This window comes from Cupriavidus sp. PET2-C1, assembly GCF_054515855.1.
Window position 1 is genome coordinate 1,388,283 of sequence record NZ_CM137259.1, and the last position, 26,487, is coordinate 1,414,769.

Consider the following 26,487-nt stretch of genomic DNA (forward strand, 5'->3'; position numbering starts at 1 on the left):
CGCATGAAACCGATCGACCAGGTTGCAATCGCCCAGCTGTTCACCGAAGCGCGTACCCACAACGTGTGGCAAGACCGCCAAGTGGACGATGCCGTGCTTCACCAGATCTATGACGCGATGAAGTTTGGCCCGACGGCTGCCAACGGTTCGCCGGCCCGCATCGTGTTCGTCAAGAGCGCGGCGGAAAAGGCTCGCCTGGTCGAGTGCGTGTCCGCAGGCAACGTCGAGAAGACCCGCTCGGCACCGGTCACCGCCATCGTCGCCTTCGATAACGCTTTCCACGATCAGCTGCCCAAGCTGTTCCCGCACGCTGATGCGCGTTCGTGGTACGCCGGCCAGCCGGAAAAGATCGCCCGCGATGCGCTGATGAACAGCTCGCTGCAAGGTGGCTATTTCATCCTGGCCGCGCGTGCCCTCGGCCTGGATTGCGGCCCGATGGCTGGCTTCGATGCTGGCAAGGTGAATGCCGCCTTCTTCGCCGATGGCAAGTGGTCGGTCAATTTCCTCGTGAACCTGGGCTATGGCGAGGCCGACAAGCTGTTCCCGCGCAGCCCGCGCCTGTCGTTCGACGAAGCCTGCCGCATCGTTTGAGCGCAAGCACTGCCAGATAGACAGAGACCCGCCTCGCGCGGGTCTTTTTTTGCCTGTCCGTTGTGCCTTTGCTCAGATGCGCGGCGCCTCGGTCTTCTCGCGGTATTCGCACAGCGGCTCGATCGCGCAGTGCCAGCACTCGGGCTTGCGCGCCTTGCAGACATAGCGCCCATGGAGGATCAGCCAGTGGTGCGCATCGTGCATGAACTCCTGCGGCACGGTCTTGAGCAGCTTTTGCTCCACCACTTGCACGTTCTTGCCGGGCGCCAGGCCGGTGCGGTTGGCAACCCGGAAAATATGCGTGTCGACGGCAATGGTGGCCTCGCCGAACGCGGTATTGAGCACCACGTTGGCCGTCTTGCGGCCCACGCCCGGCAGCGCCTCCAGCGCGGCCCGGTCGCGCGGCACCTGGCCGCCATGCTGCTCGACCAGGATGCGGCAGGTCGCGATGACATGCTTGGCCTTGGTCTTGTACAGGCCGATGGTCTTGATGTACTCGATCAGCCCATCCTCGCCCAGCGCCAGCATCTGCTCAGGGCTGTGCGCCACGGGGTAGAGCTTGCGCGTGGCCTTGTTCACGCCCACGTCAGTGGCCTGCGCGGACAGCAGCACGGCAATCAGCAGCTCGAACGGCGAGCTGTATTCCAGCTCGGTGACCGGGGTCGGGTTGACTTCGCGCAGTGTCTCGAACAGGGCGCGGCACTTGGCAGCGTTCATGAGTCCTTGGGGGCTGGGTTGGCGCCGGGCACGGCATCCGGATCGGCCTGGCACGGTGTGGCGGTGAGGCCGGCCTTGGCGCGGCGGGCCTCGGCGGCGTCGATCTGTGCCTGCACGGCAGGGGAGACGTTCTCGGTATTGCGTGGCTGCACCGCTTGTTGCTTCAGGCGCGCCCGCTCGATGGCGGCCTGGATGATGGCCTGCTTGCGTGCCTGCGCCGAGCGTTCCTCTTCACTTTGCGGGGCTTCGGCTTGCAGCGCCTGCAGTTTGGCGGCGGCCTTGGCCGCTAAGCGCGCATCGTTCTCCTCGCGCTCGCTCACGAGCCGCGAGCGGCGGGCGAGGTAGCGCGCGTGGGCTTCGTCCGCTTGCGCCTGCGACCAGGCGGCCCAGCCGGTGCGCTGCGCGGTGACGGGAACCATGGCAATGCAGTCGACGGGGCAGGGTGCCACGCAGAGGTCGCAACCGGTGCACCAGTCCGCCAGCACGGTATGCATCTGCTTGGGCGCGCCAACGATGGCGTCGACCGGGCAAGCCTGGATGCATAGCGTGCAGCCGATGCACAGCGCTTCGTCGATCACTGCCACCGCGCGCGCCTGCTCCACGCCCCGCTCCGGGTCCAGCGGCTGCAGCGGCGTGCCGAGCAGCGCCGACAGGCGGCGGATGCCCTCTTCCCCGCCCGGCGGGCAGCGATTGCAGGCTGCTTCGCCCGCTGCCATGGCTTCGGCATAGGGACGGCAGCCGTCGAAGCCGCACTTGGTGCATTGGGTCTGCGGCAGCAGGGCTTCGAGGCGATCGGCGAGGGTCTGGGAAATGGCGGTCACGACAGCTTTTGGGGTTTGCGGGTACGGCGCGGATGCCGTTCTCTTTTTTCCTGGCCGGAACGGGCACGCGGCAGGGATTATCCCCGATTTCGCCGCAGTGCAGAAACGCGGCATGATGCGCCCTTTGCCGGGGCCGCTGCGCGCAAGTTGCCCTGTGCCATAATCCGCGCAACGATTCACCAGCCGTCGCATGCGAAACGAAACCAGAACCAAGCGGGACCCCGAGGGAACACGCCGCCGCATCCTTGATGCGGCCACCGAGGAATTTGCCAAGGGTGGCCTGGCAGGGGCGCGCGTCGACCAGATCGCGCGCCGCGCCGAGACCAACGAGCGCATGCTGTATTACTACTATGGCAGCAAGGAAGGCTTGTTCCTGGCCGTCCTTGAAAAACAATATGCGGAGTTTCGCGCCGCCGAGGAGCAGTTGCACATCGTCGAGGAGGATCCCGTTGCGGCGGTCCGCACGCTGGCTCGCTTTGTCTGGGACTGGTACTACCGCAATCCCGAGTTCATCCGCCTGGTCAACAGCGAGAACCTGCACGAGGCGCGCCACCTGAAGAAGTCCACCCAGCTGCACCAGTTGATCAACCCGGTGGTTAACGTGCTTGCGGAAATCGTCAAGCGGGGCCAGCGGCAGGGCGTGTTCCGCGACAACGTCGATGTCTCGCAGCTTTACCTGACGATCTCCGCGCTTGGCTACTACGTGCTGTCCAACCGTTACACCATCAGCGCGGTGATCGGGCGTGACGTGGCGGCGCAGGATGAGCACGAGCGCTTTGCCGAGTTGCACACCGATATGCTGCTGGCTTACCTGGAACGCCGCTGAGGCAGCTTGCAGCCCCATAAAAAAACGCCCGCGGCTTGCGGGCGTTTTTCATGGGTGCGGCATGCAGCTTGACCGCCGTGGCTCAACGATGCTTGAGCACGAAATCGCGCAGCTCCGGGTAAATCTCCTGGCGCCAGCGGCGGCCGGAGAAGATCCCGTAGTGGCCGCACTTGGCAGCCGTGATGTGTTGCTTGCGCGTTTTCGGAATGCCCGCGCAGAGCTCATGCGCGGCGGCGGTCTGGCCGGCGCCCGAGATGTCGTCCAGCTCGCCCTCGATCGTCAGCAGCGCGGTGCCCTTGATGTCCTGCGGGCGCACCGGCTGGCCATCGATCTCCCAGGTGCCGTTGGCAAGCCGGAATTCCTGGAACACTTCGCGGATGGTGTCGAGGTAGTACTCGGCGTCCATGTCGAGCACGGCGTTGTACTCGTCGTAGAAGCGCACGTGGGCTTCCGCGTCGTCGGCATCGCCCTCGACCAGGTTCAGGTAGTAATCGTAGTGCGAGGACAGGTGGCGGTCGGGGTTCATCGCCACGAAGCCAGCGTGCTGCAGGAAGCCCGGATACACCTTGCGGCCATGGCCCGGGTAGTTCGCCGGCACCGTATAGATCACATTGTTCTCGAACCACTCGAACGACTTGTTGGTCGCGAGCGAGTTCACGGCCGTCGGGCTGCGCCGTGCGTCGATCGGGCCGCCCATCATGGTCATGGTCTTTGGCGTCTTCTCGCCAGCGGATGCCAGCAGGGAGATGGCCGCGAGCACCGGGACGGTAGGCTGGCACACGGAGATCACATGCAGGTTCTCAGCGCCGATATGGCGGATGAAGTCCTGGATGTAGTGGATATAGTCCGCCAGGCGGAAACGGCCGTCCTCGATCGGGACCATACGGGCATCGATCCAGTCGGTCACATAGACCTTGTGGTCCTGCAGCAAGGTCTTGACGGTATCGCGCAGCAGGGTGGCATGGTGGCCAGACAGGGGGGCGCACACCAGCACCACCGGCTCATCCTTGAGCAGCTTGATGGTCTCCGGATCGTCCGCATAGCGCTTGAAACGCACCAGCTTGCAGAAGGGCTTTTCGATGATCGTCTGTTCGACGATCGGGATGTCCCGGCCGTTGGAGCGTACCGACTTGATATCGAATTCGGGCTTTTCGTATTCCTTGCCGAGTCGGTACAGCAACTCGTAGCCGGCAGCCAGTCGCGTGGCGCCGGGCACCAGGGACATCGGGCTCAGGGGATTGGTAAAGGTCTTGGCCGTAGCCTGCGCCCATGCGGTAAGCGGGTGCAGCATCGAGCGCTGGAATTCATGCAGCTGGTAAAGCATGACGTGGTCCCTATCAGGCTGGGGGCGAAGCTGGAATTCAACGCCTGGACAATACAAATACAACAAACACAGTTGCTAATGTGTTACCGATTATGCGCGTAATCGAACGATCGTGCGATGCAGCATATACCCTAAGGTACGCTCGCGTCGGAAAAAGACAATAGGACAAACACTGTACTTCTCGATGACAAATGCAAAAGAACGTGAAAAATTGCCATGAGATACGAAAAAGGCGACCGAAGTCGCCTTTTTGTGCACTTTTACGCGCTTTGCGTTACAGCACGGCGGCGATGGCGTTGACCACCGCATCGATGTTGCGGCTGTTCAGCGCGGCCACGCAGATGCGGCCGGTGCCCACGGCGTAGATGCCGTGCTCGTTGCGCAGCACGTCGACCTGGGCCGAGTTCAGGCCCGAGTACGAGAACATGCCGCGCTGGGACTTGACGAAGGAGAAGTCGCCCGGCACGCCCTTGGCGGCCAGCTTGTCCACCAGCGCATGGCGCATCAGCTTGATACGGTCGCGCATCTCGCCCAGTTCCTGCTCCCACATGGCGCGCAGTTCCGGGCTGTTCAGCACGGTGGCGACCACGGTGCCGCCGTGGGTCGGCGGGTTGGAGTAGTTGGTGCGGATGACGCGCTTGACCTGCGACATCACGCGCTGGGCTTCTTCCTTGCCCGTGGTGACGATCGACAGTGCGCCCACGCGCTCGCCGTACAGCGAGAAGCTCTTCGAGAACGAGCTCGACACGAAGAAAGGCAGGCCGGATTCGGCGAACAGGCGCACGGCGGCGCCGTCCGGATCGATGCCTTCCGCGAAGCCCTGGTAGGCCATGTCGAGGAACGGGATCAGGTTGCGTTCCTTGATCAGTTCCACGACTTGCTTCCACTGCTCGGCCGACAGGTCGACGCCGGTCGGGTTGTGGCAGCAGGCGTGCAGCACCACGATGGTGTTGGCGGCGTACGACTTGAGCGACTCCACCATGCCGGCGAAATTCAGGCCGTGGCTGGCAGCATCGTAGTAGGCGTAGTTGATCACGGGGAAACCGGCTGCCTCGAACAGGGCGCGGTGGTTTTCCCAGCTCGGGTCGCTGATGGCGACCTTGGCGTCCGGGTACAGGCGCTTGAGGAAGTCGGCGCCGATCTTCAGCGCGCCGGTGCCGCCGAGTGCCTGGGCGGTCACAACGCGGCCTTCGGTGATCAGCGGCGATTCCTTGCCGAACAGCAGGGTCTGCACGGCCTGGTCATAGGCGGCGATACCTTCGATCGGCAGGTAACCACGCGGGGTGGCGGTGGTCAGGCGGGCCTTTTCGGCTTCCTGCACGGCGCGCAGCAGAGGGATTTTCCCTTCGTCGGTGAAGTACACGCCAACACCCAGATTGACCTTGGTGGCACGGGTATCGGCATTGAAGGCTTCATTCAGGCCCAGGATCGGGTCGCGCGGGGCCATCTCGACGGCAGAAAACAAACTCATTTGGGATCTCGTGGTCAGCTATGTAACAAAACGGGAAGGCGTAGAATGCTCCGGACTGCGCTCGGGAGTGCGGGCGACCCCCATCTTGATACCGGGCCGCCAACCCCAAGATTCTAGCGTATCTGCCCGTTTTCCTGAGGTTTTCCCCTACCAGCTTATGTCGAATCTCGTTGAAGTCGCGCCCGCGCTGGATGAAGAGAAGTTCGCGACCTTTCCCGGCTCGCCGTTCCAGCTTTACCAGCCCTATCTGCCGGCGGGCGATCAGCCCGAGGCGATCCGCCAGCTGGTCGAGGGGGTGGAGGACGGCCTGTCTTACCAGACCCTGCTGGGGGTGACCGGTTCGGGCAAGACCTTCACCATGGCCAACGTGATTGCCCGCATGGGCCGTCCGGCCATCGTGTTCGCGCCCAACAAGACGCTGGCCGCACAGTTGTATTCCGAGTTCCGCGAGTTCTTCCCGCGCAACGCGGTGGAGTATTTCGTCAGCTACTACGACTACTACCAGCCAGAAGCCTACGTGCCGCAGCGCGACCTGTTCATCGAGAAGGATTCCTCGATCAACGAGCATATCGAGCAGATGCGGTTGTCGGCCACCAAGAGCCTGCTGGAGCGGCGCGACACCATCATCGTGGCCAGCGTGTCGGCCATCTACGGTATCGGCAACCCGTCCGAGTACCACAAGATGATCCTGACGCTGCGCACCGGCGACAAGATCAGCCAGCGCGATGTGATCGCGCGCCTGATCGCCATGCAGTACACCCGCAACGAGACCGATTTCCAGCGCGGCACCTTCCGCGTGCGCGGCGATACGCTGGATATCTTCCCGGCCGAGCATGCCGAGCTGGCGGTGCGCGTCGACATGTTCGACGACGAGATCGATTCGCTGCAGTTCTTTGACCCGCTCACCGGGCGGGTGCGGCAGAAGATTCCGCGCTTCACGGTCTATCCGTCGAGCCACTACGTGACCCCGCGCGAGACCGTGCTGCGGGCGATCGAGGACATCAAGGTAGAGCTGCGCGAGCGCCTGGACTTCTTCTATAAGGAGAACAAGCTGGTGGAGGCGCAGCGGCTGGAGCAGCGCTCCCGCTTCGACCTGGAAATGCTCTCCGAGCTCGGGTTCTGCAAGGGCATCGAAAACTACTCGCGCCACCTGTCGGGCGCCAAGCCGGGCGATCCGCCGCCAACGCTGGTCGACTACCTGCCGCAGGACGCGTTGATGTTCCTGGACGAGTCTCACGTGCTGATGGGGCAGTTCAACGGCATGTACAACGGCGACAAGGCGCGCAAGACGACCTTGGTCGACTATGGCTTCCGGCTGCCGTCCGCCCTGGACAACCGCCCCCTCAAGTTCTCGGAGTTCGAGGGCAAGATGCGGCAGGTGATGTTTGTCTCCGCCACGCCGTCCAATTACGAGAACGAGCATGCGGGCCAAGTGGTGGAGCAGGTGGTGCGGCCCACCGGCCTGGTCGATCCGATCATCCATGTGCGTCCCGCGACCACGCAGGTCGACGACCTGCTGTCCGAGATCCACCAGAAGGTCTCCGTCGGCGAGCGTGTGCTGGTGACCACGCTGACCAAGCGCATGTCCGAGCAGCTCACGGAGTTCCTGACCGAGAACGGCGTCAAGGTGCGTTACCTGCACTCGGACATCGATACGGTGGAGCGCGTGGAGATCATTCGCGACCTCCGCCTGGGTACCTTCGACGTGCTGGTCGGCATCAACCTGCTGCGCGAGGGCCTGGATATTCCGGAAGTCTCGCTGGTGGCGATTCTCGACGCCGACAAGGAAGGCTTCCTGCGCGCCGAGCGTTCGTTGATCCAGACCATCGGCCGCGCGGCGCGTAACGTCAACGGCACCGCCATCCTGTACGCGGACCGGATGACCGATTCGATGAAGCGGGCCATTGGTGAGACGGAACGCCGCCGCGCCAAGCAGATCGCATTCAACGAAGCCAATGGCATCGTGCCGCGCGGCGTGGTCAAGCGCATCAAGGACATCATCGACGGGGTCTACGACCCGGGCGAGGTCAAGGCCGAACTGCTGGCCGCGGAAGAGCGCGCCAAGTACGAGGACATGAGCGAGAAGCAGGTTGCGAAGGAGATCAAGCGGCTGGAGAAGCAGATGTTCGAGCACGCCAAGAATCTCGAGTTCGAGAAGGCCGGGCAGGTGCGCGACCAGCTGGCCAAGCTCAAGCGCCAGATCTTTGGCGCCAGCGGCGATGGGGAGCACCTGCCGCCGCCTGCCGCGGCCGCGTCCTGAGGGCGTGGGCCCTGCTTCGGCCACACGCCTGCGGGATGCAGGCGCGCGGCTTGGCTACCGCCTATAGTTGGAATCCCGGACAGTGGTGAGGAGATGGTCCATGGTCAAGCTCGCTCTGTGGGTTCCGCTGCATGCGAAGCCCGGCAAGGAAAAGGAAGTCGAGGAGTTCCTGCTCGCCGGCTTGCCGCTGGTGCAGGCCGAAACCGGCACCACGGCATGGTTTGCGCTGCGGCTCGGGCCATCCACGTTCGGCATCTTCGATGCGTTCGCCGATGAGGCCGGGCGCAACGCCCATCTGTCGGGCAAGGTGGCCGAGGCCCTGATGGCCAAGGCGCCCGACCTGTTCGCCAAGCCGCCTTCTATCGAAAAGCTGGACGTGCTGGCGGCCAAGCTGCCCTGAGCCGATTTGCCTGCTAGTCTTATCAGCCCTTCGGGGGCAGCGAGCGCAAACGCTTGTTGACTTCCAGCAGGGTGTCGCACTTGTCCGCGCTGGCGGCCTCGCGCGTGCTGATGAAGTCCACGATGGCGCGCAGCGGTTCGCGTTGCGCGGCGCATGTGGTGGCCGGCGCCAGTGCCGGTGCCGAGGCAGGGGCAGGGGCCGAGGCAGGGCAGGCGGCACCGATCTCTTTCTCCAGGCTATGCCGGACCACGGTGAGCAGGCTTTCGCAGCCTGCGCCGGAGGCGGCGTCCGCGGACGGCTCGGCGGCGTCGGCCAGGCTTGCGCAAAGCAGAAGGGGTGCCAGGAGGAGTGGGCTGAGGCGGAGGTTCACCGTGCGATTATGCGGTGGGCGGCACCTTTGCGTCATCTTTTTTGCCTGGTGGCTTCCCTGGTGGCTTCCCTGGTGGCTTCAACCGGCGTGCTGGCGCTCCCGTGAGCGTGGTCCTGCGGGCAGGGCTGTAGAATCCGGCTTCGTTGTGGCAGCCGTGCCCGGTGCGGTGGCGGCAAGCCCGTCGCGCGTGCCGCCTTTTGTCGTCTTGCTTTCGGCGCTGGATAGCGCCACACCCCTATGAAGAAATACGCCATCTTGATGTGTTGCATGGGAAACATCTGCCGTTCTCCGACCGCCGAGGGCGTGCTGCGCGCCAAGCTGGAGGCGGTCGGCCTGGCCGATCTGGTCGAGCTGGATTCCGCCGGCACGCATGGCTATCACATCGGGCGCGCGCCCGATGCGCGCTCCCAGCGTCATGCGCTGGCCCGTGGCTACGACCTCTCCGCGCAACGCGCGCGCCAGGCCGTGGTGCAGGATTTCGCCCGTTTTGACCTGCTGCTGGCCATGGACCAGGACAACCTGGCGGCGCTGCGTGCCATCTGCCCGCCTGGCAGCCAGGACAAGCTGCGCCTGTTGATGAGTTTCGCCAGCCGGCACGCCGCGGACGAAGTGCCGGATCCCTACTACGGCGAAGGCGATGGCTTCGAGCGCGTGCTCGACTATGTCGAGGACGCCTGCGATGGCGTGATCGCCATGCTCCGTGCCAAGGGGCTTGGCGGCGCTACCTGATTGCGCTCGGCCGCCCTTGCAGCCTTTCCATCACTTTCACGAGGATTCATGTTTCGTTCCCTGTTCCGCAAATGGCGCGAGTCGCGCAATGCCAGCCTGCAACTCGACGCAATCCTGGCGGCAGCGGACCCGGAGGCGCCGCTGGCCGACCGCAACGGCTGGCTGATCGAGCTGGGCTACTGGATCCGGCGCGACGGGCTGCCGGGCGCCGAAGGCGTGGCGGCCGACAAGAGCCGCCGGGAGCACGTGCGGCTGCGCTACCTGCTGCAGGTGCTTGGCCGCAATCCGGAAGTGGCCGGACGCTTTGCCCGCATGGTGCGTTCCATCGTGCGCGATAACGATCCAGTCACCCTGCTGTGCGACACCGGCGTGGCTTCCCACCCGGGCTTCTGGAGCGAGGTGCTGAACCGCCTGCAGGCGCGGTTCCTGCCGCCGCCGCCCAACCGCAGCGATATGGCGGGCCTGTTCGCACTGCTGTTTATCGATGGCAACGATGCCGACTGGGTCGAGGCGCTCGATGGCGACCTGCTCGATCGGCTGGGTGCCGTGCTGCGCGCCGACGATCCGCAAGCGCCGGGCGAAGCCGCCACGCCGCCAGAATGGGATCGTTTCGACCGCACGCTGGCCACCAGCATCCAGGTGCTGGTCAGCCAGGTGCGTGCTACCGGACTGAGCCAGGCAATTCGTTCGCGCCTCAAGGGCAAGGTGCAGGACACGCCGTTTTTCCGCCTGGACAGCGCCGTGCAAGCCTTGTGCGACGAGGAGGAGGCGGCGCACGGCGGCGAGGCTTTCGCGCACCGGCTCAACTATTTCCGCGCGCTGCTCGATGGCTGCCACCAGGCGGCTCAGCGCGTGTACGACGACCTGGAGGAGAACGGCGTCTCGGTGGAGGTGGTGTTCCAGATCGAGCGCATGAAGGTCCGGCTCGCGCGCATCGAGCTGTTGCTGGCGACCTGGGTCGAGCCGCAGCGGCGTGGCCGGCATGCCCACCTGATCGCGGCGCTGATCCGCTCCACCCAGGCGCGGCGCAGTATCGGGCACCTGGCGGGCACCTCGTTTTCGCAACTGGCGCGCAAGGTGGTCGAGCGCTCGGCCGAGACCGGCGAGCACTACATCACGCGCGATCGCCGCGAGTATCGCGAGCTGATGCGGGCTGCCGCCGGCGGCGGCTTGATCACCGTCGGCACGGTCTATCTCAAGTTCCTGATCTATGGGCTGCACCTGGACAAGTTCATCGAAGGCCTGCTGGCCTCGCTCAACTATGCGGGCAGCTTCCTGGTGATCCACTTCGCGCATTTCACACTGGCCACCAAGCAGCCGGCGATGACTGGCCCGGCACTGGCGCACCGGCTCGATGCGGTCGGCAGGCCGGAAGGCCGGGAAATCTTCGTTGACGACACCATCGCCATGATCCGCTCAAACGCCGCGGCGATTTTCGGCAACCTGGCGGTGGTGTTCCCGGTGGCGATGGGCATCCAGTGGCTTGCCAACCGCATCCTGGGCGCCAACCTGATCACCCCCGCCAAGGCGATCGCCACCATCGAGTCGTTTTCCATCCTCGGCCCCACGCCGGTCTACGCCATCTTTACCGGCGTACTCTTGTGGCTGTCCAGCCTGGTGGCGGGCTGGGCCGACAACTGGTTCGCGCTGCACAAGGTGCATGACGTGATGGTGTACAACCGCCGCCTGCGCTATGTGCTGGGTGCGCAGGGAGCCACGCGGATGGCGGACTTCTGGAAGCGCAATATGTCGGGGATCGCCGCCAATGTGTCGCTGGGGCTGCTGCTCGGGCTGGGACCGGAGATACTCAGCTTCTTCGGCCCCCACATGGAAGTGCGGCACGTCACCTTGTCGACCGGCTCGGTGGGCACCGCGATCGGCGTGCTGGGCTTCGCTGTGCTGAAGATGCCGTCGTTCTGGCTGGCGGTGGCGGGCATTGCGCTGATGGGGCTGCTCAACGTTGCTGTGAGCTTCGCGCTGGCCTTCAATATGGCGCTGGGCTCACGCAGCCTGCGCCGGGTGGATCGCCGGGCGCTGAGTTCGGCCGTGCGGCGGCGCATCCTGAAACACCCCTGGTCGCTGATCGTGCCGCCGCGCGCGCCCGTTGGCACGGCCTCGGCGGAGCAGGGGCAGGTTTGATGCGATGCGGCAGGGGTACTTGACTGAATTAGTCGACTTCTTTTATACTTGACCAAAATGATCAAGTACTCCCCAGCATCATGAGACTGACGACCAAAGGCCGCTTCGCGGTAACCGCCATGATTGACTTGGCCATGCGCCAGGATCAGGGCCCCGTTACGCTAGCGGGCATCAGCCAGCGCCAGAAAATATCCCTCTCTTACCTAGAGCAGCTGTTCGGTAAGCTGCGCCGCCACGAAATCGTGGAAAGCGTGCGCGGCCCGGGCGGCGGCTACAGTCTTGCCCGCAAGGCGGAAGACGTGACGGTAGCCGACATCATCATCGCAGTCGATGAGCCGCTCGACGCCACGCAATGCGGCGGAAAGGGTAATTGTAACGGAGATGAGGGAACCGGTCGCTGCATGACCCACGAGCTGTGGGCCACGCTGAACCAGAAAATGGTCGAGTATCTCGATTCCGTCTCCCTGAAGAACCTGGTCGACCAGCAGCGCGCCAAGTGTCCCGCGGTGTTGCACGACATGCGCGAGGAGTCGGCGGCGCAAACCGTGGCCGCGCCGATCGGCAAGGCGGACAAGCAGGAAAAGCCCGCGCGTCCGCGGGTGGTGAATTCGGTTTTCAGCCTGGCTCAGTCGTAAGACGGGCAGCCGGCGAGAGAATAGAGAGCAACGTCAAGCATAGCGGTCCCTAAAAGGCAGTCATAACGATGAGCACCCCACATTTCCCCATCTACATGGATTACTCAGCCACCACGCCGGTAGACCCGCGCGTGGCGGACAAGATGATTCCGTACTTGCGTGAACAGTTCGGCAATCCGGCTTCGCGCAGCCACGCCTACGGCTGGGATGCCGAGCGCGCGGTGGAAGAAGCGCGTGAGCAGGTGGCGGCACTGGTGGGCGCCGATCCGCGCGAGATCGTGTGGACATCGGGCGCAACCGAGTCCAACAACCTCGCCATCAAGGGCGCGGCCAATTTCTATTCGGGCAAGGGCAAGCACCTGATCACGGTGAAGACCGAGCACAAGGCTGTGCTCGACACCACCCGTGAGCTGGAGCGCCAGGGCTTCGAGGTGACCTACCTCGACGTGCAGGAAAACGGCCTGGTCGACATCGAAGTGCTCAAGGCGGCGATCCGCCCTGACACGATCCTGGTGTCGGTGATGCTGGTCAACAACGAGATCGGGGTGATCCAGGACGTGGCGCAGATCGGCGAGATCTGCCGCGCCAAGGGCATCATCTTCCATTGCGACGCGGCCCAGGCCACCGGCAAGGTGGCGATCGACCTGAACACGCTGAAGTGCGACCTGATGTCGTTCTCGGCACACAAGACCTACGGCCCGAAGGGCGTGGGCGCGCTGTACGTACGCCGCAAGCCGCGCGTGCGCCTGGAAGCGCAGATGCACGGCGGCGGTCACGAGCGCGGCATGCGTTCGGGCACGCTGGCCACGCATCAGATCGTGGGCATGGGCGAAGCCTTCCGCATCGCCCGCGAGGAAATGGCTACGGAAAACGAGCGTATCCGCATGCTGCGCGATCGCCTGTGGCGTGGCCTGTCGGGCATGGAAGAGGTCTACCTGAACGGCGACCTGGAACAACGCGTGCCGCATAACCTCAATGTCAGCTTCAACTTCGTCGAAGGCGAATCGCTGATCATGGCGATCAAGGACGTGGCGGTGTCGTCGGGTTCGGCCTGCACCTCGGCGTCGCTGGAGCCTTCGTACGTGCTGCGCGCCCTGGGCCGCAACGACGAACTCGCGCACAGTTCGATCCGCTTCACGGTGGGCCGTTTCACCACCGAGGAAGAAGTCGATTACACCGTGGAACTGCTCAAGAGCAAGATCTCCAAGCTGCGCGATTTGTCGCCGCTGTGGGAAATGTTCAAGGACGGTGTGGACCTGAATTCCATCCAGTGGGCAGCGCACTAAGCACCAAGCGCCAAGACCCACGCAAGACCCCATAAATACCGATACGCCAAGAGGTAGCCAAAATGTCATACAGCACCAAGGTTCTCGACCACTATGAAAACCCCCGCAATGTTGGCTCGTTCGACAAGAACGACGACGCGGTGGGCACCGGCATGGTTGGCGCGCCCGCTTGCGGCGACGTCATGAAGCTGCAGATCAAGGTCAACGAAGCTGGCGTGATCGAAGACGCCAAGTTCAAGACCTATGGCTGCGGCTCGGCCATCGCTTCCTCCTCGCTCGTGACCGAATGGGTCAAGGGCAAGACCGTGGATCAGGCACTGGAAATCAAGAATACGCACATCGCCGAAGAACTGGCGTTGCCGCCGGTGAAGATCCACTGCTCCATCCTGGCCGAAGATGCCATCAAGGCAGCGGTCGAGGACTACAAGAAGAAGCACGAAGGCGCCGAGCAGAAGGCCGCCTGAGTTCCGCGTTCAATCAAGGGATGAAGCAGCGATGATCACGCTTACCGAGAAGGCCGCCAAGCATGTGGCGCGCTACCTGGACCGCCGCGGCAAGGGCGTTGGCCTGCGCCTCGGCGTCAAGACCACCGGCTGCTCGGGCCTGGCCTACAAGCTGGAGTACGTCGACGACCTGTTGCCGGAAGACAGCGTGTTCGAGTCGCACGGCATCAAGGTGATCGTCGATCCCAAGAGCTTGCCGTATATCGATGGCACCGAGCTCGATTTTGCGCGTGAAGGCTTGAACGAGGGGTTTCGTTTCAACAACCCCAACGTCAAGGATGAGTGCGGTTGCGGAGAGTCGTTCCGGGTTTGAGCGTGCTGGCATCAGCACGCCGGATACGATGAAACGCAGCATTGTCGGCTTTCACCAGGACGAGGAAAACCACTGGGTGGCGGAACTCGATTGCGGGCATGGCCAGCATATGCGCCATGACCCGCCCTGGCAGATGCGTCCATGGACGCTGACGCCGCAGGGGCGGGCGGCCAGGATGGGCGAGCTGGTGAACTGCCTGAAATGTGATCGGGCGGAGCCGCCGGCGGATTGGGCGGGCAGCAGCGCGAAGCGCGCCGCCTGACCGGATCAGCCGCCACATTGCTGCGGCCTGTGCCGCGCGGTCAGCGTGCCGCTTTCACGCTGAAGGCAGTTCAAAGGGGCGGCGCAGCCGCTCCTTTTTGTTGGGGAAGGTGTTGAAAGACGATTATTTCGCGCTGTTCGGCCTGCCGGTCGGATATGCAGTCGACGAGGGGGCGCTGGACGCCGCCTACCTGACCGTGCAATCGCAGGCGCATCCGGACCGCTTTGCCAATGCCGGCGATGCGGAGCGGCGCGTGGCCATGCAATGGGCCGCGCATGCCAACGAGGCGTACCGCACGCTGCGCCAGCCGCTCAAGCGCGCGATCTACCTGCTGACGCTGCGTGGCGTGGACATCCAGGCCGAGAGCAATACCGCCATGGCGCCCGCCTTCCTGATGCAGCAGATGGAATGGCGCGAGGCCCTGCAGGAAGCGGTCGAAGAGAAAGATGTTGCGCGCCTCGATGCGCTGCTGCGTGAGCTGCGTGGCGAGAAGCGCGAGCGCCACGCGGCGCTGGGTGCGTTGCTCGATGCCGGCGATAACGCGGGTGCCGGCAGCGCGGCCAGGCAATTGATGTTCATCGAGAAAATCGAGCACGACACCAGCGAGGCGATCGACCGCCTGGAAGGCTAGGGTCCCCGAGGGACTCCAGCGCCGCCAGGCAAGTTCACCTCAGCCATGCCACAATGGCGCCCCGGCGCAAAGCCGGCCTGTGTGACGGGCCGTTTTTGCCACCGCACGATTAAAGAAGATTCATCATGGCATTGCTCCAGATCTCCGAACCCGGCATGTCGCCGGCACCTCACCAGAAGCGGCTCGCGGTCGGCATCGACCTTGGCACCACCAATTCGCTGGTGGCAGCGGTTCGCAACAGCATTCCCGAAGTCCTGACCGACGAAAGCGGCCGCGCGTTGCTGCCTTCGGTCGTGCGCTACCTGCCCAAGGGTGCGCAGATCGGCTACCGCGCGCAGGAAGAAGCGGTGCACGACCCCAAGAACACCATCGTCTCGGTCAAGCGCTTCATGGGGCGCGGCCTGCGCGACGTCGCGCATATCGAGCACAGCCCCTACGATTTCGTCGATGCGCCCGGCATGGTGCAGATCAAGACCGTTGCCGGCGTGAAGAGTCCGGTGGAAGTCTCGGCGGAAATCCTGGCCACGCTGCGCCAGCGTGCCGAGGATTCGCTCGGCGACGAACTCGTCGGCGCGGTGATTACGGTGCCCGCCTATTTCGACGACGCCCAGCGCCAGGCCACCAAGGATGCCGCGCAGCTCGCGGGCCTTGAAGTGTTGCGCTTGCTCAACGAGCCCACCGCGGCAGCCATCGCCTATGGCCTGGACAATGCTTCCGAGGGCATCTACGCGGTGTACGACCTCGGCGGCGGCACCTTCGATATCTCCATCCTCAAGCTCAGCCGGGGCGTGTTCGAAGTGCTGGCCACCGGCGGCGATTCTGCCCTGGGTGGCGACGATTTCGACCAGCGCCTGATGTGCTGGATCGTCGAGCAGGCTAACCTGCAACCGCTGTCTGCCGAGGATATGCGCCTGCTGATGGTGCGCTCCCGCGCGGCCAAGGAAGCGTTGTCGGCGGCCGATTCGACCGTGATCGATGCCGTGCTGAACAGCGGCGAGATCGTGCACCTGACGCTCTCGGCCTCGACCTTTGTCGAGCTGACCGCGCCGCTGGTGCAAAAGACCCTGTCGCCTGTGCGCAAGGCGCTGCGCGATGCCGGCGTCGCGGCGGACGAGGTCAAGGGTGTCGTGCTGGTTGGCGGCGCAACCCGCATCCCCTCGATCCGCAAGGCGGTGGGAGACTTCTTCGGCCAGCCGCCGCTGACCAACCTCGATCCGGACAAGGTCGTGGCCCTGGGCGCGGCCATGCAGGCCAACCTGCTGGCCGGCAACGGCGCCCCCGGCGAGGACTGGCTGCTGCTGGACGTGATCCCGCTGTCACTGGGCGTGGAAACCATGGGTGGCCTGGTCGAGAAGATCATCCCGCGCAACAGCACCATCCCGGTTGCCCGCGCGCAGGAATTCACCACGTTCAAGGACGGCCAGACGGCCATCGCCATCCACGTGCTGCAAGGCGAGCGCGAACTGGCGAGCGATTGCCGCTCGCTGGCGCGTTTCGAGTTGCGCGGCATCCCGCCGATGGTGGCTGGCGCGGCACGCATTCGCGTGACGTACCAGGTTGACGCCGACGGGCTGCTGTCGGTCTTCGCGCGCGAGACGCAATCGGGCGTGGAGGCGACCATCGCTGTCAAGCCGTCCTACGGCCTCGCCGACGACGAGATCGCGCGCATGCTGCAGGACAGCTTCCGCGAAGCCGAGCACGACATGAAGAGCCGTGCGCTGGCGGAGGAGCGCGTGGATGCCGCGCGCCTTATCGAAGCCACGCGCCGCGCGCTGGAACTCGATGGCGACCTGCTCTCGGACGAGGAGCGCGCCGACGTGGAGCGCCTGATCGCGGCCGCGAGCGACATTGCCGCAGGCGAAGATCACCACGCCATCAAGACGGCGGTGGAAGCGCTGTCCCGCGGCACCGACGAATTCGCTGCCCGCCGGATGGACCGCTCGATCAAGAGCGCGCTGGCCGGCCGCAAGGTGCAGGACCTGGGCTGATCCCCGAGGCCAATCGCACCCTATTTATATCCAGGACATTCCATGCCACAGATCATCGTATTGCCCCACGTCGAACTCTGCCCCGAAGGGGCCGTGTTCGAAGCCAAAGCCGGTACCAGCATTTGCGACGCGTTGCTCAGCAACGGCATCGAGATCGAGCACGCCTGCGAGAAGTCTTGCGCGTGCACCACCTGCCACGTGGTGGTGCGCGAGGGCTTCAACTCGCTGGAAGAGGCCGAAGAGAAAGAGGAAGACCTGCTCGACAAGGCCTGGGGCCTGGAGCCCAACTCGCGCCTGTCCTGCCAGGCCCTGGTGGCCGACGGCGACCTCACCGTGCAGATCCCCAAGTACACGATCAACCATGCCAAGGAAGAGCATTGAGCGCGGCGCGCTCGCTGACTTGCTGGCCTGACCAGAGCTGACCGGAGAGAATTCCCATGAAGTGGACCGACACCTACGACATCGCCGCCGCCCTGTACGACAAGTACCCGGACGTGGATCCCACCACCATCCGCTTCACCGACCTGCACCGCTGGGTCATGGAGCTGGACGGCTTTGCCGATGTCGCCGATCGCTCGGGCGAGAAGATCCTGGAAGCGATTCAATCCGCCTGGATTGAAGAAGCCGAATAAAGGCTGGAACGAAAAAAAACCGCGTCTCACGCGGTTTTTTTTCGCTGTGCGGATGCCGGCTCAGCCAGCGACCAGTTGGCCATCCTGCATGTGCACACGTTCCCCGACTTGCACGCCCGGGTCGGCTTGATACGTGAAGGTGCGGTGGCTGCCGTTGTCCATCTGCACGCGGACCTGGTAGCTGGTGTCCTTGCGCACGGTCTTCTCGATCTGGTTGCCGGCAAAGCCGCCGCCCACGGCACCGGCCACGGTGCCCAGGATACGGCCATTGCCCTTGCCGATCTGGTTGCCGAGCAGGCCGCCGATGACCGCGCCGCCGACGGCGCCCAGGCCACTGGCCGGCTTGGGCGCTTCAATCGGGGTGATGGCTACGACGCGGCCGGCATACGCGCTGCCTTGCGCCGGCTGGCGTTCGGCATAGGCGCCGTTGTCATTGCGGCTGGGCGCGGGACCATAGCCTGCATCGCGGCTGGCGCTGCTGCGCTCCTGGGAGCGGCGTGCAGCGGGTGCGGGTGCCGGTGCGGCCGGGGCGACGGGCGCTTGCGCCAGGTTCGCGGCCTCGGGCGGCCGCGTGGTGCTGCCCGGCGCCGGCAGTTGCGCGGTGTCGGCGCCATTGACGGTGGCATTGGTGGTGCCATTGGCGGCGACAGGCGCAGTCAGGGACTGCTGCGCTCCCTGCATGGCCTTGCTGGTAGGCAGCACGCCGGTCATGGCGGCGACCGCGGTCAGGCTGGCGATCACGATGGCTACCGCGGCGGCGCCGACCAGCGGATGCAGGCGGCGTTGGGTGGGCAGGGAAGCGGGCATGGCAGGCTCGTTGGATTGGTGCAAGGTCGGATTCGACATATTATTTTCCTCGCAAACGCAGCCGGTCAGCGGTACTGATGGCTAGCGGTTCGATGGACCTAGTTTGGCCCAATTCACTGCCATTTTCCGTTTGATTTTGTAAGTTTCTGTAGTCTGAAATTTTCTTTTAAATCAGAGGCTTGGCAGCGAAACTGCATGGCCTTCGCGGGCTGTGTTTGTAACAAGCTCGCAGCCACAAGCAAAAAGCCCCACCAAACATTGGTGGGGCTTTTTGCTGTGCGAGGCAGCCCGGCGAGGCTGCCGCGCCGCGTCAGTCCTCGCGGCGCAGATGCGGGAACAAGATGACGTCGCGGATGTTCGGGCTGTCGGTCAGCAACATCACCAGACGGTCGATGCCGATGCCGCAGCCGCCCGTCGGGGGCATGCCGTATTCCAGCGCACGGATGTAGTCGGCGTCGAAGTACATCGCTTCTTCGTCGCCAGCATCCTTCTGGTCGACCTGCTTGCGGAAGCGCTCGGCCTGGTCTTCGGCGTCGTTCAGCTCGGAGAACCCGTTGGCGATCTCGCGGCCGGTGATGAACAGCTCGAAGCGCTCGGTGATGCCCGGCTGGGTATCCGAGGCGCGCGCCAGCGGCGAGACTTCCACCGGGTAGTCGATGATGAACGTCGGCTCCCACAGCTGGCTTTCGGCGGTTTCCTCGAACAGCACCAGTTGCAGCGTGCCCAGGCCCGCGTTAAGGAATTGCGGGGCGCCGGTGTTGATGCCGAACTTCTTCAGCTCGGCGCGCAGGAATTCCGTGTCGGCCAGTTGCGCGTCGGTGTATTGCGGCGCGAACTTCTGGATGGCCTGCGTGATGGTGAGGCGATGGAACGGCTTGGACAGGTCCAGCTCGCGGTCCTGGTAGGTCAGCACGGCGCTGCCGCGCGCGTCGATCGCGGCCTGGCGGATCAGGTCCTCGGTGAAGTCCATCAGCCAGCGGTAGTCCGTGTAGGCCGCGTAGAACTCCATCATGGTGAACTCAGGGTTGTGGCGCGGGCTCACCCCCTCGTTGCGGAAGTTGCGGTTGATCTCGAACACGCGCTCGAAACCGCCCACCACCAGGCGCTTCAGGTACAGCTCGGGCGCGATGCGCAGGAACATCTGCATGTCCAGCGCGTTGTGGTGGGTGATGAACGGCTTGGCCGTGGCGCCGCCCGGGATCGGGTGCAGCATCGGAGTTTCGACTTCCATGAAGTCGTTGCTGGCCATGTGCCGGCGCAGCGAGCTGATGGCGTTGGTGCGGGCGCGGAAGGTGGCGCGCGTTTCCGGCGACACGATCAGGTCCACATAGCGCTGGCGGTATTTCTGTTCCTGGTCGGCCAGGCCGTAGTAGTCGCCGGGCAGGGGACGCAGGCTCTTGGACAGCAGGCGCAACTCGGTCACCGCCACCGACAGCTCGCCGGTCTTGGTCTTCATCAGCGTGCCGCGGGCCGCCACGATATCGCCCAGGTCCCACTTCTTGAAGGCGGCGTACACGTCTTCACCGATCGCATCGCGGCTGATGTAGAACTGGATGCGGCCCGAGCCGTCCTGCACGGTGGCAAAGCTGGCCTTGCCCATCACGCGCTTGAGCATCATGCGCCCGGCGATGGCGACTTCCACCGGGGTGGCTTCGAGCACGGCCTGCTCGGTCTCGCTGTACTGCGTGTGCAGCGCGGCAGCCTGGTGGGTCGGGCGGAAGTCGTTGGGGAAGGCCGGGCCTTGCTGACGCAGGGCCTGGAGCTTCTCGCGCCGTTCCGCGATGATCTTGTTTTCGTCGGCTGCGGCCGGGACGTTGGTCTCGGCGGGAGCGCGGTTGGATTCGGTCATGATGTCTTGGTGAGTCGCTCGGGCCAGGCCCGCGCGAGGTTCATGTATTGCGGATGTCGTCGAGCTCGGTGCTGCCGAAGTCAGGCCGCTGCAGGTACGCAGCGATACGCTGCGCGGTGTCGTCGGCCGAGGCCAGCTGATCGTTGTCCTTGAGGTCGCGGAAGCGCTGCACCTGTGCAAAGTCGGCGTTGCGGATGGTGGCCTGCATGCCGGTATCGACCACGCCCGGCGCCAGCGCTACCGCGCGCACGGCGCGTTCGGCCGGCGCCTGCGCGTATTCGGCGTTGATGGAGCGCACGAACATGTCCAGGCCCGCCTTGCCGGCGCAATACGCGCTCCAGCCCTCGACCGGGCGGCGCGCCGCGCCGGAGGAGATCGCCAGGATCTTGCGCGGGCAGCCAAAGCGCTCGGTGTGCGAGAGGAAGGCCGCGGTCATGGTCATCGGCGTGGCCAGGTTGGTCAGCAGATGCTGCACCACCGCCGGTTCGCGCAGGTTGGCGATGGGGCCGATCGGATCGATCACGCCCGCGTTCAGGATCAGTGTGACGCTGGCAAGCGTCTCCTCGACGACATCGAGGACGCTGCCGAGCCAGGTTGCCGACGGGCCGGCTTGGGAGAGGTCTTGCAAGTGCCAGGCTACCTTGACGCCGCTGGCGGACGCCGCCCGTTCCAGCTCGGGATTGCGGCTGCGGGACACGCACACCAGGCGGTTGCCCGGTTTGAGCAATGCCTGCGTCAGCGAGGCACCGAGCCCGCGCGAGGTGCCCGTGATGATGATCAGATGCGTTGCTGCGGTCGATGCTGCGGTCATGGTCAAGATTGTCCCGGCAGGTGAGTGGCCGCACCTGCCGCCGCCACACGCCGATCCCTGCCGGGAGCGCGTGGCGGCGGCGTGGCGCCGCTGCGTGGTTACAGCCCTTGCTTCAGGCTGGCTACGATGAAGGGATCCAGGTCGCCGTCCAGCACCTTCTGCGTGTTGGACATTTCCACGTTGGTGCGCAGATCCTTGATGCGGCTCTGGTCCAGCACGTACGAGCGGATCTGGTGGCCCCAGCCCACATCGGTCTTGGACGACTCCAGCTTGTCGGCTTCGGCCTGGCGCTTGCGCATTTCGTGCTCATACAGGCGCGACTTCAGCATCGACATGGCTTCGGCGCGGTTGCGGTGCTGCGAGCGGTCGTTCTGGCACTGCACCACAATGCCGGTCGGGATGTGCGTGATCCGCACGGCCGAATCGGTCTTGTTGATGTGCTGGCCGCCCGCGCCGGAGGCACGGTAGGTATCCACGCGCAGGTCCGCCGGATTGACGTCGACCTCGAACGATTCGTCGACCTCGGGGTAGACGAAGACCGACGAGAACGACGTGTGGCGGCCGCCCGACGAATCGAACGGCGACTTGCGCACCAGGCGGTGCACGCCGGTTTCCGTGCGCAGGTAGCCGAACGCGTACTCGCCCTCGACCTTGATCGTGGCGCTCTTGATGCCCGCCACGTCGCCTTCCGACTCTTCCAGCACTTCGGCCTTGAAGCCCTTGCGCTCGCAGTACTTCAGGTACTGGCGCAGCAGCATCGAGGCCCAGTCGCAGGCTTCGGTGCCGCCGGCGCCGGCCTGGATGTCGATAAAGGCGTTGGCCTGGTCCATTTCGCCGGAGAACATGCGGCGGAATTCCATGTCGGCGACGATGGCCTCGAAGCCGGCAACGTCGGTTTCGATGGCTTCCAGCGTGTCGTCGTCGCCTTCTTCGCGGGCGAGCTCGAACAGCTCGTCGGCGCCGCTAAGGTCGTCCGTGAGCTTGCCGAGCACGCTGACCACGCCCTCCAGCATTTTCTTTTCCTTGCCGAGATCCTGGGCCCGCTTGGGGTTGTTCCAGACCTCGGGGTCCTCGAGTTCGCCGTTGACTTCGTCGAGTCGTCCTACTTTGACATCGTAGTCAAAGATACCCCCGTAGATCTTCCGTTCGCGAACGGAGATCAGAGATGGCACCGGAGATGGCGTTGAGGCGTTCTGCTTCCATGATGTTCCTGCGCTTTCAAAACCTTGAATTATAGCGGATCGGGTGCTTTTGCCCCGGCTGTGATCGTGTCTGTTGCGCGATTTCGAACGGATTGCCCCCTGGAGGGTCTACAGTTGCGGGTGCACCATGGCAGACTCGAACGTGCTGTCGGCCCAAGGCCGGCCACCAGGCAGGCTTCAAGTTAAGGACAGGGAGGGACGATAAGTACGTGATGAAGCAAAGCAACCACGACAAGACGAGCGCGCGGCGCCGCGCGCTTGGCCTGCTGGCCGCGGCCGCTGCGGCGTGCCTGGCCGCCGGCTGCGGCACCCTGGCCAGCGAACCCGCACCGGATGGCTACTACCGGGTGCAGAGCGGCGACACCTTGTACACCGTGGCCCGGCGGCACAAGCGCGCCGTGCGCGACCTGGTGCGCTGGAACCAGCTGCCCAGCGCGGACCGGATCGAAGTCGGGCAACTGCTGCGGGTCCGCCCGCCGGCTGGCGCCAGCGCCGGCACGGGGGCCGGCAACGGCCCGGTGGCGGTCGGGGACACGCCGCGGGTGGACAACAGCGCGCCGTCGCGCGCGCCCGCCACCAGCATCCGCCTGCAATGGCCGGCCGACGGCCGCGTGACCGCCGGCTACGGGCCGCCTGCCAGCAAGGGCCTGCGCATCAACACGGCGCCCGGCAGCGTGGTGCGCGCGGCCGCCGCCGGCAAGGCCATCCACGTCGGCGACCTGCGCGGCTACGGCATGCTGGTGATCATCAAGCACGACGACAACTGGCTGACGGTGTATGGCAACCTGGACAAGCCCTCGGTCAGCGAGGGCGCGCAGGTATCCGGCGGGCAGGAGGTCGGGCGCATGGGCACGGCCGACAGCGAGCTGCATTTCGAGGTACGCAACAACGGCAAGCCGGTGGATCCGGCGGGGCTGCTGCCGTCGCGCGGCTAAGCCACCCGCTGGCCGGGCGCGCTACTGCGCGTGCTCGATCACCATCTGCACCCGTGTGATGCCGTTGAAGGTGTTGTTGTCGAGCCGGTAGGCCACCAGCGCGCTGGCGCCCAGCGAATCCGCATGGTTGAACCAGATCGCGTCGAAGCGCTGGCTGCCGCGCCCCAGCTGCAGCTTCAGGTGCTTGCCCTTGAGCACGCTCTGGCGCAGCACGTCGAACTCGCCGCAGAAGGTGGGCGCAGGGAAGCCCTGGCCCCAGACCTGCTGCTCCAGCAGCGAGACGAATTCCGGGCTGAAGCAGGCATCCTCGATATCGCCATCGGTCTCGATCACCCGCGCCAGCTGCTCGTCGCTCAGCCATTCGCGCCCCACCGCCTCGAACGCTTCCATGAACTGCCCGAAGCTGTCGGCGCAGAGGGTCAGTCCGGCCGCCATGGCGTGGCCGCCAAACTTCTTCAGCAGGCCGGGATGGCGCTTGGACACCAGGTCCAGCGCATCGCGCAGGTGAAAGCCCGGGATGGAGCGGCCCGATCCTTTGATCGTGTCTTCGTCGCCCGGGGCGAAGGTGATGGTGGGACGGTGGTATTTTTCCTTGAGCCGCGAGGCCACGATGCCGATCACGCCCTGGTGCCAGGTGTCGTTGAAGACGCTGACGGTAAAGCGCGCGGCCGGATCCAGCGCGCCCAGCGGGCCTTCCAGGATCTGCAAGGCTTCCTGCTGCATGCCAGCTTCGATATCGCGCCGCTCGCGGTTCATGCCGTCGAGTTCCTGGGCGATTTCCCAGGCGCGGTTGGCGTCGTCGGTCAGCAGGCATTCGATGCCTAGCGACATGTCGGCCAGCCGCCCTGCGGCGTTCAGGCGCGGGCCCACGCCAAAGCCCAGGTCGAAGGTGTTGGCGCGCGTGGCCTCGCGCCCGGCGGCGCGGAAGAGGGCGGCCACGCCGGCGTGCATGCGGCCGGCGCGCATGCGCTTGAGGCCCTGCGCCACCAGGATGCGGTTGTTGCTGTCGAGCTTGACCACGTCGGCGACGGTGCCTAGCGCCACCAGGTCGAGCAGAGTGTCCAGGCGCGGCTGGGTCTGCGCGTCGAACACGCCGCGGCGGCGCAGTTCGGCTCGCAAGGCCAGCAGCACGTAGAACATCACGCCCACGCCCGCCAGGTTCTTGCTCGGGAATTCGCAGCCGGGCTGGTTGGGGTTGACGATCACGGCCGCGTCGGGCAGCTGGTCGCCGGGCAAGTGGTGGTCGGTCACCACCACGTCGATGCCGAGCGCATTGGCCGCCGCCACGCCGTCGACGCTGGCAATGCCGTTGTCCACCGTCACGATCACATCCGGCTGCTGCTTGGCGGCCAGGGCCACGATCTCCGGGGTCAGGCCGTAGCCGTACTCGAAGCGGTTGGGCACGATGTAGTCGATGCGCGCCCCCAGCATGCGCAAACCGCGCACGCCTACCGCGCAGGCGGTGGCGCCGTCGCAGTCATAGTCCGCCACGATCAGCAGGCGCCGGCCCGCGGCGATGGCGTCGGCCAGGTAGGTGGCCGCGTGGTCGATGCCTTTCATGGCCGCCGGCGGCACCAGGCCGGGCAGCTCGGTGGCGAGCTCGGCCGGCTCGCGCACGCCCCGTGCCGAGAGGATGCGCGCCAGCGTGGGATGCAGGCCGATCCCGGCCAGCTTGCCGGCATATTCGGCGGAAAAGGAACGAACGGCGATTTTTGTCATTGCGGGGTCTTGCGGAAAACCAGGGGATCAGGCGGCATAGGCGAGGTCGGACAGCAGCGCGCGCCAGTCGCCGCGCTGGCCCAGGCCGCGCCAGAACTTGCGCAGGTCGGCGCGGCGCACGGTGAACTCGGCGTAGTGGTTGTCGCCGGACAGCGTCAGCGTGACCGCCTGCAACTGCCCGGCTTCAAGGGCGGCCAGGGCGGGCGCGAACCATTCAGCGTCGAGCGTGTGCATGCGCTCGATCCACAGGCCCCAGTCCTGGGCGATATGGGACTCGACGGCGTCCTCCAGCAGCACCATGGCGCTGCCCTGCATCGCCTGGATTGCCTTGAAACGCGGCGGCTGGGGCTGGCATGCCGCGCCGCCGGCCAGCGCCACGCCGCGCAGGAAGGCGTCGCTGGTCAATACCGTGTCCGCCAGGCGCGGCACCGGCTGCAGGGTGCCGCCGCCGTGGAGCCAGACCGAATTGATGGAGATCTCGCCCGCAGCTTCCCTGGCCTGGTTCACCGGATGGTCGTACCAGGTCATCTGGATTTCGTTCTGGATCCGGCGCCAGTCGCGGGCGCGCTCGCCGGCTTGCATCCACACATCGATATTGCGCCCGGTGGCGCGCAGCGGGCTGGCGGCCACAAGCGGCCCGAATACGGCTTGCGGGATGTACCAGCGCGCCGGGTGCGGTGTCTCAAGCACAATGCCGGATTCCTGCAGCAGCGCCGCCACCGCGGCGTGCAGGGCGGCGGACTCCTCGGCCCGGATATGCAGCTGGGCCGGGTCCATCAGCACCAGGTGGTCGCGCGCGGCATGGATATGCACCGGCTGCAGGCAGGCCCAGGCCTGGCCATCGTCCGCCGTGGCACCGGTGCCGGCGGCGGTCATGTCGGTCAGGCGCATGTACGGGGCGCTGGGCACACGGGCTGTGTCGAGCCCGGCGCGCCCGGCTAGCCAGCGCTCATGCGGCAGCGCGCGCAGGAAGGGGTCGTCGTGCCGCTCGCGCGGGCCGGGGCTGGCGCGCGTGAGCAACTTTCCCAGCGCCGGCAACTCCAACTGCCGCAGCAGGGCTTCGAGCATGGCGTCGTTGCCCCCGCCGTCGGCGTCGATCGCGGCGCCGGGCGGGACAGAAAAGGGCACAATCAGGGTCAGGTGCGTCATCATGGTGCCGAGATTGTAAACTTGCGGCTGGCTGGCGGCGGAAATATCGTCCCTGGCCTCGGTTGCGACAGTGGCGCCCCGGGTGTGCGGCCAGCAAGTCATCAGTGGCGTCGGCGG

At 65.4% G+C, this 26,487-nt stretch carries 27 protein-coding genes; 16 read left to right on the forward strand and 11 right to left on the reverse strand.

What is annotated here, in order from left to right:
- Window positions 1-3: 3 nt before the first annotated feature.
- Window positions 4-591, forward strand: coding sequence for a malonic semialdehyde reductase (locus tag ACX12D_RS06335; RefSeq protein ID WP_043344864.1), 588 nt, complete (start codon window positions 4-6; stop codon window positions 589-591).
- 72 nt (window positions 592-663) lie between these two features.
- On the opposite strand, the gene nth is transcribed toward ACX12D_RS06335, so the two are convergent.
- Window positions 664-1,308 carry an endonuclease III gene (gene nth, locus ACX12D_RS06340; protein WP_267606086.1) on the reverse strand — a complete coding sequence of 215 codons (645 nt, stop codon included), beginning with the start codon at window positions 1,306-1,308 and terminating at the stop codon, window positions 664-666.
- A complete protein-coding gene (gene rsxB, locus ACX12D_RS06345) occupies window positions 1,305-2,129 on the reverse strand; it encodes an electron transport complex subunit RsxB (protein WP_459373322.1) in 825 nt (274 codons plus the stop codon). The genes nth and rsxB overlap by 4 nt, the downstream gene beginning before the upstream one ends.
- 190 nt (window positions 2,130-2,319) lie before the next feature.
- Here rsxB and ACX12D_RS06350 point away from each other — a divergent pair, with 190 nt between their 5' ends.
- Entirely contained in the window at window positions 2,320-2,955 is a 636-nt protein-coding gene (locus ACX12D_RS06350) for a TetR/AcrR family transcriptional regulator (RefSeq protein ID WP_441633616.1), read from the forward strand.
- Between the two features lie 82 nt (window positions 2,956-3,037).
- Here the strand turns inward: ACX12D_RS06350 and ACX12D_RS06355 are convergent, their stop codons facing one another.
- Window positions 3,038-4,279, reverse strand: coding sequence for a polyhydroxyalkanoate depolymerase (locus ACX12D_RS06355; protein ID WP_441633618.1), 1,242 nt, complete (start codon window positions 4,277-4,279; stop codon window positions 3,038-3,040).
- A gap of 274 nt (window positions 4,280-4,553) precedes the next feature.
- A complete protein-coding gene (locus ACX12D_RS06360; protein ID WP_459373323.1) occupies window positions 4,554-5,750 on the reverse strand; it encodes an amino acid aminotransferase in 1,197 nt (398 codons plus the stop codon).
- A gap of 157 nt (window positions 5,751-5,907) precedes the next feature.
- Here ACX12D_RS06360 and uvrB point away from each other — a divergent pair, with 157 nt between their 5' ends.
- Window positions 5,908-8,010: an excinuclease ABC subunit UvrB gene (uvrB, locus tag ACX12D_RS06365; protein WP_267606093.1), complete on the forward strand. Its 2,103-nt coding sequence runs from the start codon at window positions 5,908-5,910 to the stop codon at window positions 8,008-8,010.
- Window positions 8,011-8,110: 100 nt separating this feature from the next.
- Window positions 8,111-8,410, forward strand: coding sequence for a putative quinol monooxygenase (locus ACX12D_RS06370; protein WP_459373324.1), 300 nt, complete (start codon window positions 8,111-8,113; stop codon window positions 8,408-8,410).
- A gap of 22 nt (window positions 8,411-8,432) precedes the next feature.
- Here ACX12D_RS06370 and ACX12D_RS06375 read toward each other — a convergent pair whose 3' ends face one another.
- Entirely contained in the window at window positions 8,433-8,780 is a 348-nt protein-coding gene (locus ACX12D_RS06375; RefSeq protein ID WP_459373325.1) for a hypothetical protein, read from the reverse strand.
- A 237-nt stretch (window positions 8,781-9,017) separates the two neighbouring features.
- Between ACX12D_RS06375 and ACX12D_RS06380 the strand changes: the two genes are divergently transcribed.
- The 11 genes from ACX12D_RS06380 to iscX all read left to right on the forward strand — a co-directional run bounded on the left by ACX12D_RS06380 (window position 9,018) and on the right by iscX (window position 17,898).
- Window positions 9,018-9,509, forward strand: coding sequence for a low molecular weight protein-tyrosine-phosphatase (locus tag ACX12D_RS06380; protein ID WP_459373326.1), 492 nt, complete (start codon window positions 9,018-9,020; stop codon window positions 9,507-9,509).
- 48 nt (window positions 9,510-9,557) lie between these two features.
- A complete protein-coding gene (locus ACX12D_RS06385) occupies window positions 9,558-11,648 on the forward strand; it encodes a site-specific recombinase (RefSeq protein ID WP_459373327.1) in 2,091 nt (696 codons plus the stop codon).
- An 80-nt stretch (window positions 11,649-11,728) separates the two neighbouring features.
- Complete coding sequence (gene iscR / locus ACX12D_RS06390) at window positions 11,729-12,283, forward strand: Fe-S cluster assembly transcriptional regulator IscR (RefSeq protein ID WP_174422841.1); 555 nt, start codon at window positions 11,729-11,731, stop codon at window positions 12,281-12,283.
- Between the two features lie 62 nt (window positions 12,284-12,345).
- On the forward strand, window positions 12,346-13,569 hold the full coding sequence (locus ACX12D_RS06395; protein ID WP_441633762.1) for an IscS subfamily cysteine desulfurase: 1,224 nt from the start codon (window positions 12,346-12,348) through the stop codon (window positions 13,567-13,569).
- Window positions 13,570-13,631: 62 nt separating this feature from the next.
- Window positions 13,632-14,033, forward strand: coding sequence for a Fe-S cluster assembly scaffold IscU (gene iscU / locus ACX12D_RS06400; RefSeq protein WP_006160178.1), 402 nt, complete (start codon window positions 13,632-13,634; stop codon window positions 14,031-14,033).
- A 31-nt stretch (window positions 14,034-14,064) separates the two neighbouring features.
- The gene (gene iscA / locus ACX12D_RS06405; RefSeq protein ID WP_017229301.1) at window positions 14,065-14,385 is read left to right on the forward strand and encodes an iron-sulfur cluster assembly protein IscA; all 321 of its coding nucleotides are present in this window, start codon (window positions 14,065-14,067) and stop codon (window positions 14,383-14,385) included.
- Window positions 14,386-14,413: 28 nt separating this feature from the next.
- Window positions 14,414-14,647 (forward strand): DUF3565 domain-containing protein, encoded by a 234-nt coding sequence (locus ACX12D_RS06410; RefSeq protein ID WP_459373328.1) that lies wholly within the window; start codon window positions 14,414-14,416, stop codon window positions 14,645-14,647.
- 112 nt (window positions 14,648-14,759) lie between these two features.
- Window positions 14,760-15,278, forward strand: a complete 519-nt coding sequence (gene hscB / locus ACX12D_RS06415) for a Fe-S protein assembly co-chaperone HscB (protein ID WP_459373330.1) — start codon at window positions 14,760-14,762, stop codon at window positions 15,276-15,278.
- A gap of 125 nt (window positions 15,279-15,403) precedes the next feature.
- A complete protein-coding gene (gene hscA, locus ACX12D_RS06420) occupies window positions 15,404-17,266 on the forward strand; it encodes a Fe-S protein assembly chaperone HscA (protein WP_459373331.1) in 1,863 nt (620 codons plus the stop codon).
- A 42-nt stretch (window positions 17,267-17,308) separates the two neighbouring features.
- Complete coding sequence (fdx, locus tag ACX12D_RS06425; protein ID WP_441633639.1) at window positions 17,309-17,647, forward strand: ISC system 2Fe-2S type ferredoxin; 339 nt, start codon at window positions 17,309-17,311, stop codon at window positions 17,645-17,647.
- 56 nt (window positions 17,648-17,703) lie between these two features.
- Complete coding sequence (iscX, locus tag ACX12D_RS06430) at window positions 17,704-17,898, forward strand: Fe-S cluster assembly protein IscX (protein WP_006160183.1); 195 nt, start codon at window positions 17,704-17,706, stop codon at window positions 17,896-17,898.
- Window positions 17,899-17,958: 60 nt separating this feature from the next.
- Here iscX and ACX12D_RS06435 read toward each other — a convergent pair whose 3' ends face one another.
- From ACX12D_RS06435 to prfB, 4 genes are all read right to left on the reverse strand, one after another.
- A complete protein-coding gene (locus ACX12D_RS06435) occupies window positions 17,959-18,744 on the reverse strand; it encodes a glycine zipper 2TM domain-containing protein (protein ID WP_459373332.1) in 786 nt (261 codons plus the stop codon).
- A gap of 271 nt (window positions 18,745-19,015) precedes the next feature.
- Window positions 19,016-20,554 carry a lysine--tRNA ligase gene (gene lysS / locus ACX12D_RS06440; protein WP_043344898.1) on the reverse strand — a complete coding sequence of 513 codons (1,539 nt, stop codon included), beginning with the start codon at window positions 20,552-20,554 and terminating at the stop codon, window positions 19,016-19,018.
- 40 nt (window positions 20,555-20,594) lie between these two features.
- On the reverse strand, window positions 20,595-21,365 hold the full coding sequence (locus ACX12D_RS06445; RefSeq protein WP_441633644.1) for an SDR family oxidoreductase: 771 nt from the start codon (window positions 21,363-21,365) through the stop codon (window positions 20,595-20,597).
- Window positions 21,366-21,463: 98 nt separating this feature from the next.
- Window positions 21,464-22,568, reverse strand: a protein-coding gene (gene prfB, locus ACX12D_RS06450) for a peptide chain release factor 2 (RefSeq protein WP_441633646.1) whose coding sequence is annotated in 2 segments (ribosomal slippage) — window positions 21,464-22,486 and window positions 22,488-22,568 — 1,104 coding nt in all. Because the reading frame shifts where the segments join, the coding sequence is not laid out codon by codon here.
- A gap of 211 nt (window positions 22,569-22,779) precedes the next feature.
- Between prfB and ACX12D_RS06455 the strand changes: the two genes are divergently transcribed.
- A complete protein-coding gene (locus ACX12D_RS06455; RefSeq protein ID WP_459373333.1) occupies window positions 22,780-23,502 on the forward strand; it encodes a peptidoglycan DD-metalloendopeptidase family protein in 723 nt (240 codons plus the stop codon).
- Between the two features lie 21 nt (window positions 23,503-23,523).
- On the opposite strand, the gene recJ is transcribed toward ACX12D_RS06455, so the two are convergent.
- Together recJ and ACX12D_RS06465 are read right to left on the reverse strand one after the other, a co-directional pair.
- Window positions 23,524-25,221, reverse strand: a complete 1,698-nt coding sequence (gene recJ / locus ACX12D_RS06460; RefSeq protein ID WP_459373334.1) for a single-stranded-DNA-specific exonuclease RecJ — start codon at window positions 25,219-25,221, stop codon at window positions 23,524-23,526.
- 27 nt (window positions 25,222-25,248) lie between these two features.
- Complete coding sequence (locus ACX12D_RS06465; RefSeq protein WP_459373335.1) at window positions 25,249-26,373, reverse strand: hypothetical protein; 1,125 nt, start codon at window positions 26,371-26,373, stop codon at window positions 25,249-25,251.
- Between the last annotated feature and the right edge of the window lie 114 nt (window positions 26,374-26,487).

Coding starts and splice junctions, on each gene's coding strand:
- ACX12D_RS06335 (WP_043344864.1), top strand. CDS start 4: ATGAAACCGATCGACCAGGTTGCAATCGCCCAGCTGTTCACCGAAGCG.
- nth (WP_267606086.1), bottom strand. CDS start 1,308: ATGAACGCTGCCAAGTGCCGCGCCCTGTTCGAGACACTGCGCGAAGTC.
- ACX12D_RS06350 (WP_441633616.1), top strand. CDS start 2,320: ATGCGAAACGAAACCAGAACCAAGCGGGACCCCGAGGGAACACGCCGC.
- ACX12D_RS06355 (WP_441633618.1), bottom strand. CDS start 4,279: ATGCTTTACCAGCTGCATGAATTCCAGCGCTCGATGCTGCACCCGCTT.
- ACX12D_RS06360 (WP_459373323.1), bottom strand. CDS start 5,750: ATGAGTTTGTTTTCTGCCGTCGAGATGGCCCCGCGCGACCCGATCCTG.
- uvrB (WP_267606093.1), top strand. CDS start 5,908: ATGTCGAATCTCGTTGAAGTCGCGCCCGCGCTGGATGAAGAGAAGTTC.
- ACX12D_RS06370 (WP_459373324.1), top strand. CDS start 8,111: ATGGTCAAGCTCGCTCTGTGGGTTCCGCTGCATGCGAAGCCCGGCAAG.
- ACX12D_RS06380 (WP_459373326.1), top strand. CDS start 9,018: ATGAAGAAATACGCCATCTTGATGTGTTGCATGGGAAACATCTGCCGT.
- ACX12D_RS06385 (WP_459373327.1), top strand. CDS start 9,558: ATGTTTCGTTCCCTGTTCCGCAAATGGCGCGAGTCGCGCAATGCCAGC.
- iscR (WP_174422841.1), top strand. CDS start 11,729: ATGAGACTGACGACCAAAGGCCGCTTCGCGGTAACCGCCATGATTGAC.
- iscU (WP_006160178.1), top strand. CDS start 13,632: ATGTCATACAGCACCAAGGTTCTCGACCACTATGAAAACCCCCGCAAT.
- iscA (WP_017229301.1), top strand. CDS start 14,065: ATGATCACGCTTACCGAGAAGGCCGCCAAGCATGTGGCGCGCTACCTG.
- ACX12D_RS06410 (WP_459373328.1), top strand. CDS start 14,414: ATGAAACGCAGCATTGTCGGCTTTCACCAGGACGAGGAAAACCACTGG.
- hscA (WP_459373331.1), top strand. CDS start 15,404: ATGGCATTGCTCCAGATCTCCGAACCCGGCATGTCGCCGGCACCTCAC.
- fdx (WP_441633639.1), top strand. CDS start 17,309: ATGCCACAGATCATCGTATTGCCCCACGTCGAACTCTGCCCCGAAGGG.
- iscX (WP_006160183.1), top strand. CDS start 17,704: ATGAAGTGGACCGACACCTACGACATCGCCGCCGCCCTGTACGACAAG.
- ACX12D_RS06435 (WP_459373332.1), bottom strand. CDS start 18,744: ATGTCGAATCCGACCTTGCACCAATCCAACGAGCCTGCCATGCCCGCT.
- lysS (WP_043344898.1), bottom strand. CDS start 20,554: ATGACCGAATCCAACCGCGCTCCCGCCGAGACCAACGTCCCGGCCGCA.
- ACX12D_RS06445 (WP_441633644.1), bottom strand. CDS start 21,365: ATGACCGCAGCATCGACCGCAGCAACGCATCTGATCATCATCACGGGC.
- ACX12D_RS06455 (WP_459373333.1), top strand. CDS start 22,780: ATGAAGCAAAGCAACCACGACAAGACGAGCGCGCGGCGCCGCGCGCTT.
- recJ (WP_459373334.1), bottom strand. CDS start 25,221: ATGACAAAAATCGCCGTTCGTTCCTTTTCCGCCGAATATGCCGGCAAG.
- ACX12D_RS06465 (WP_459373335.1), bottom strand. CDS start 26,373: ATGATGACGCACCTGACCCTGATTGTGCCCTTTTCTGTCCCGCCCGGC.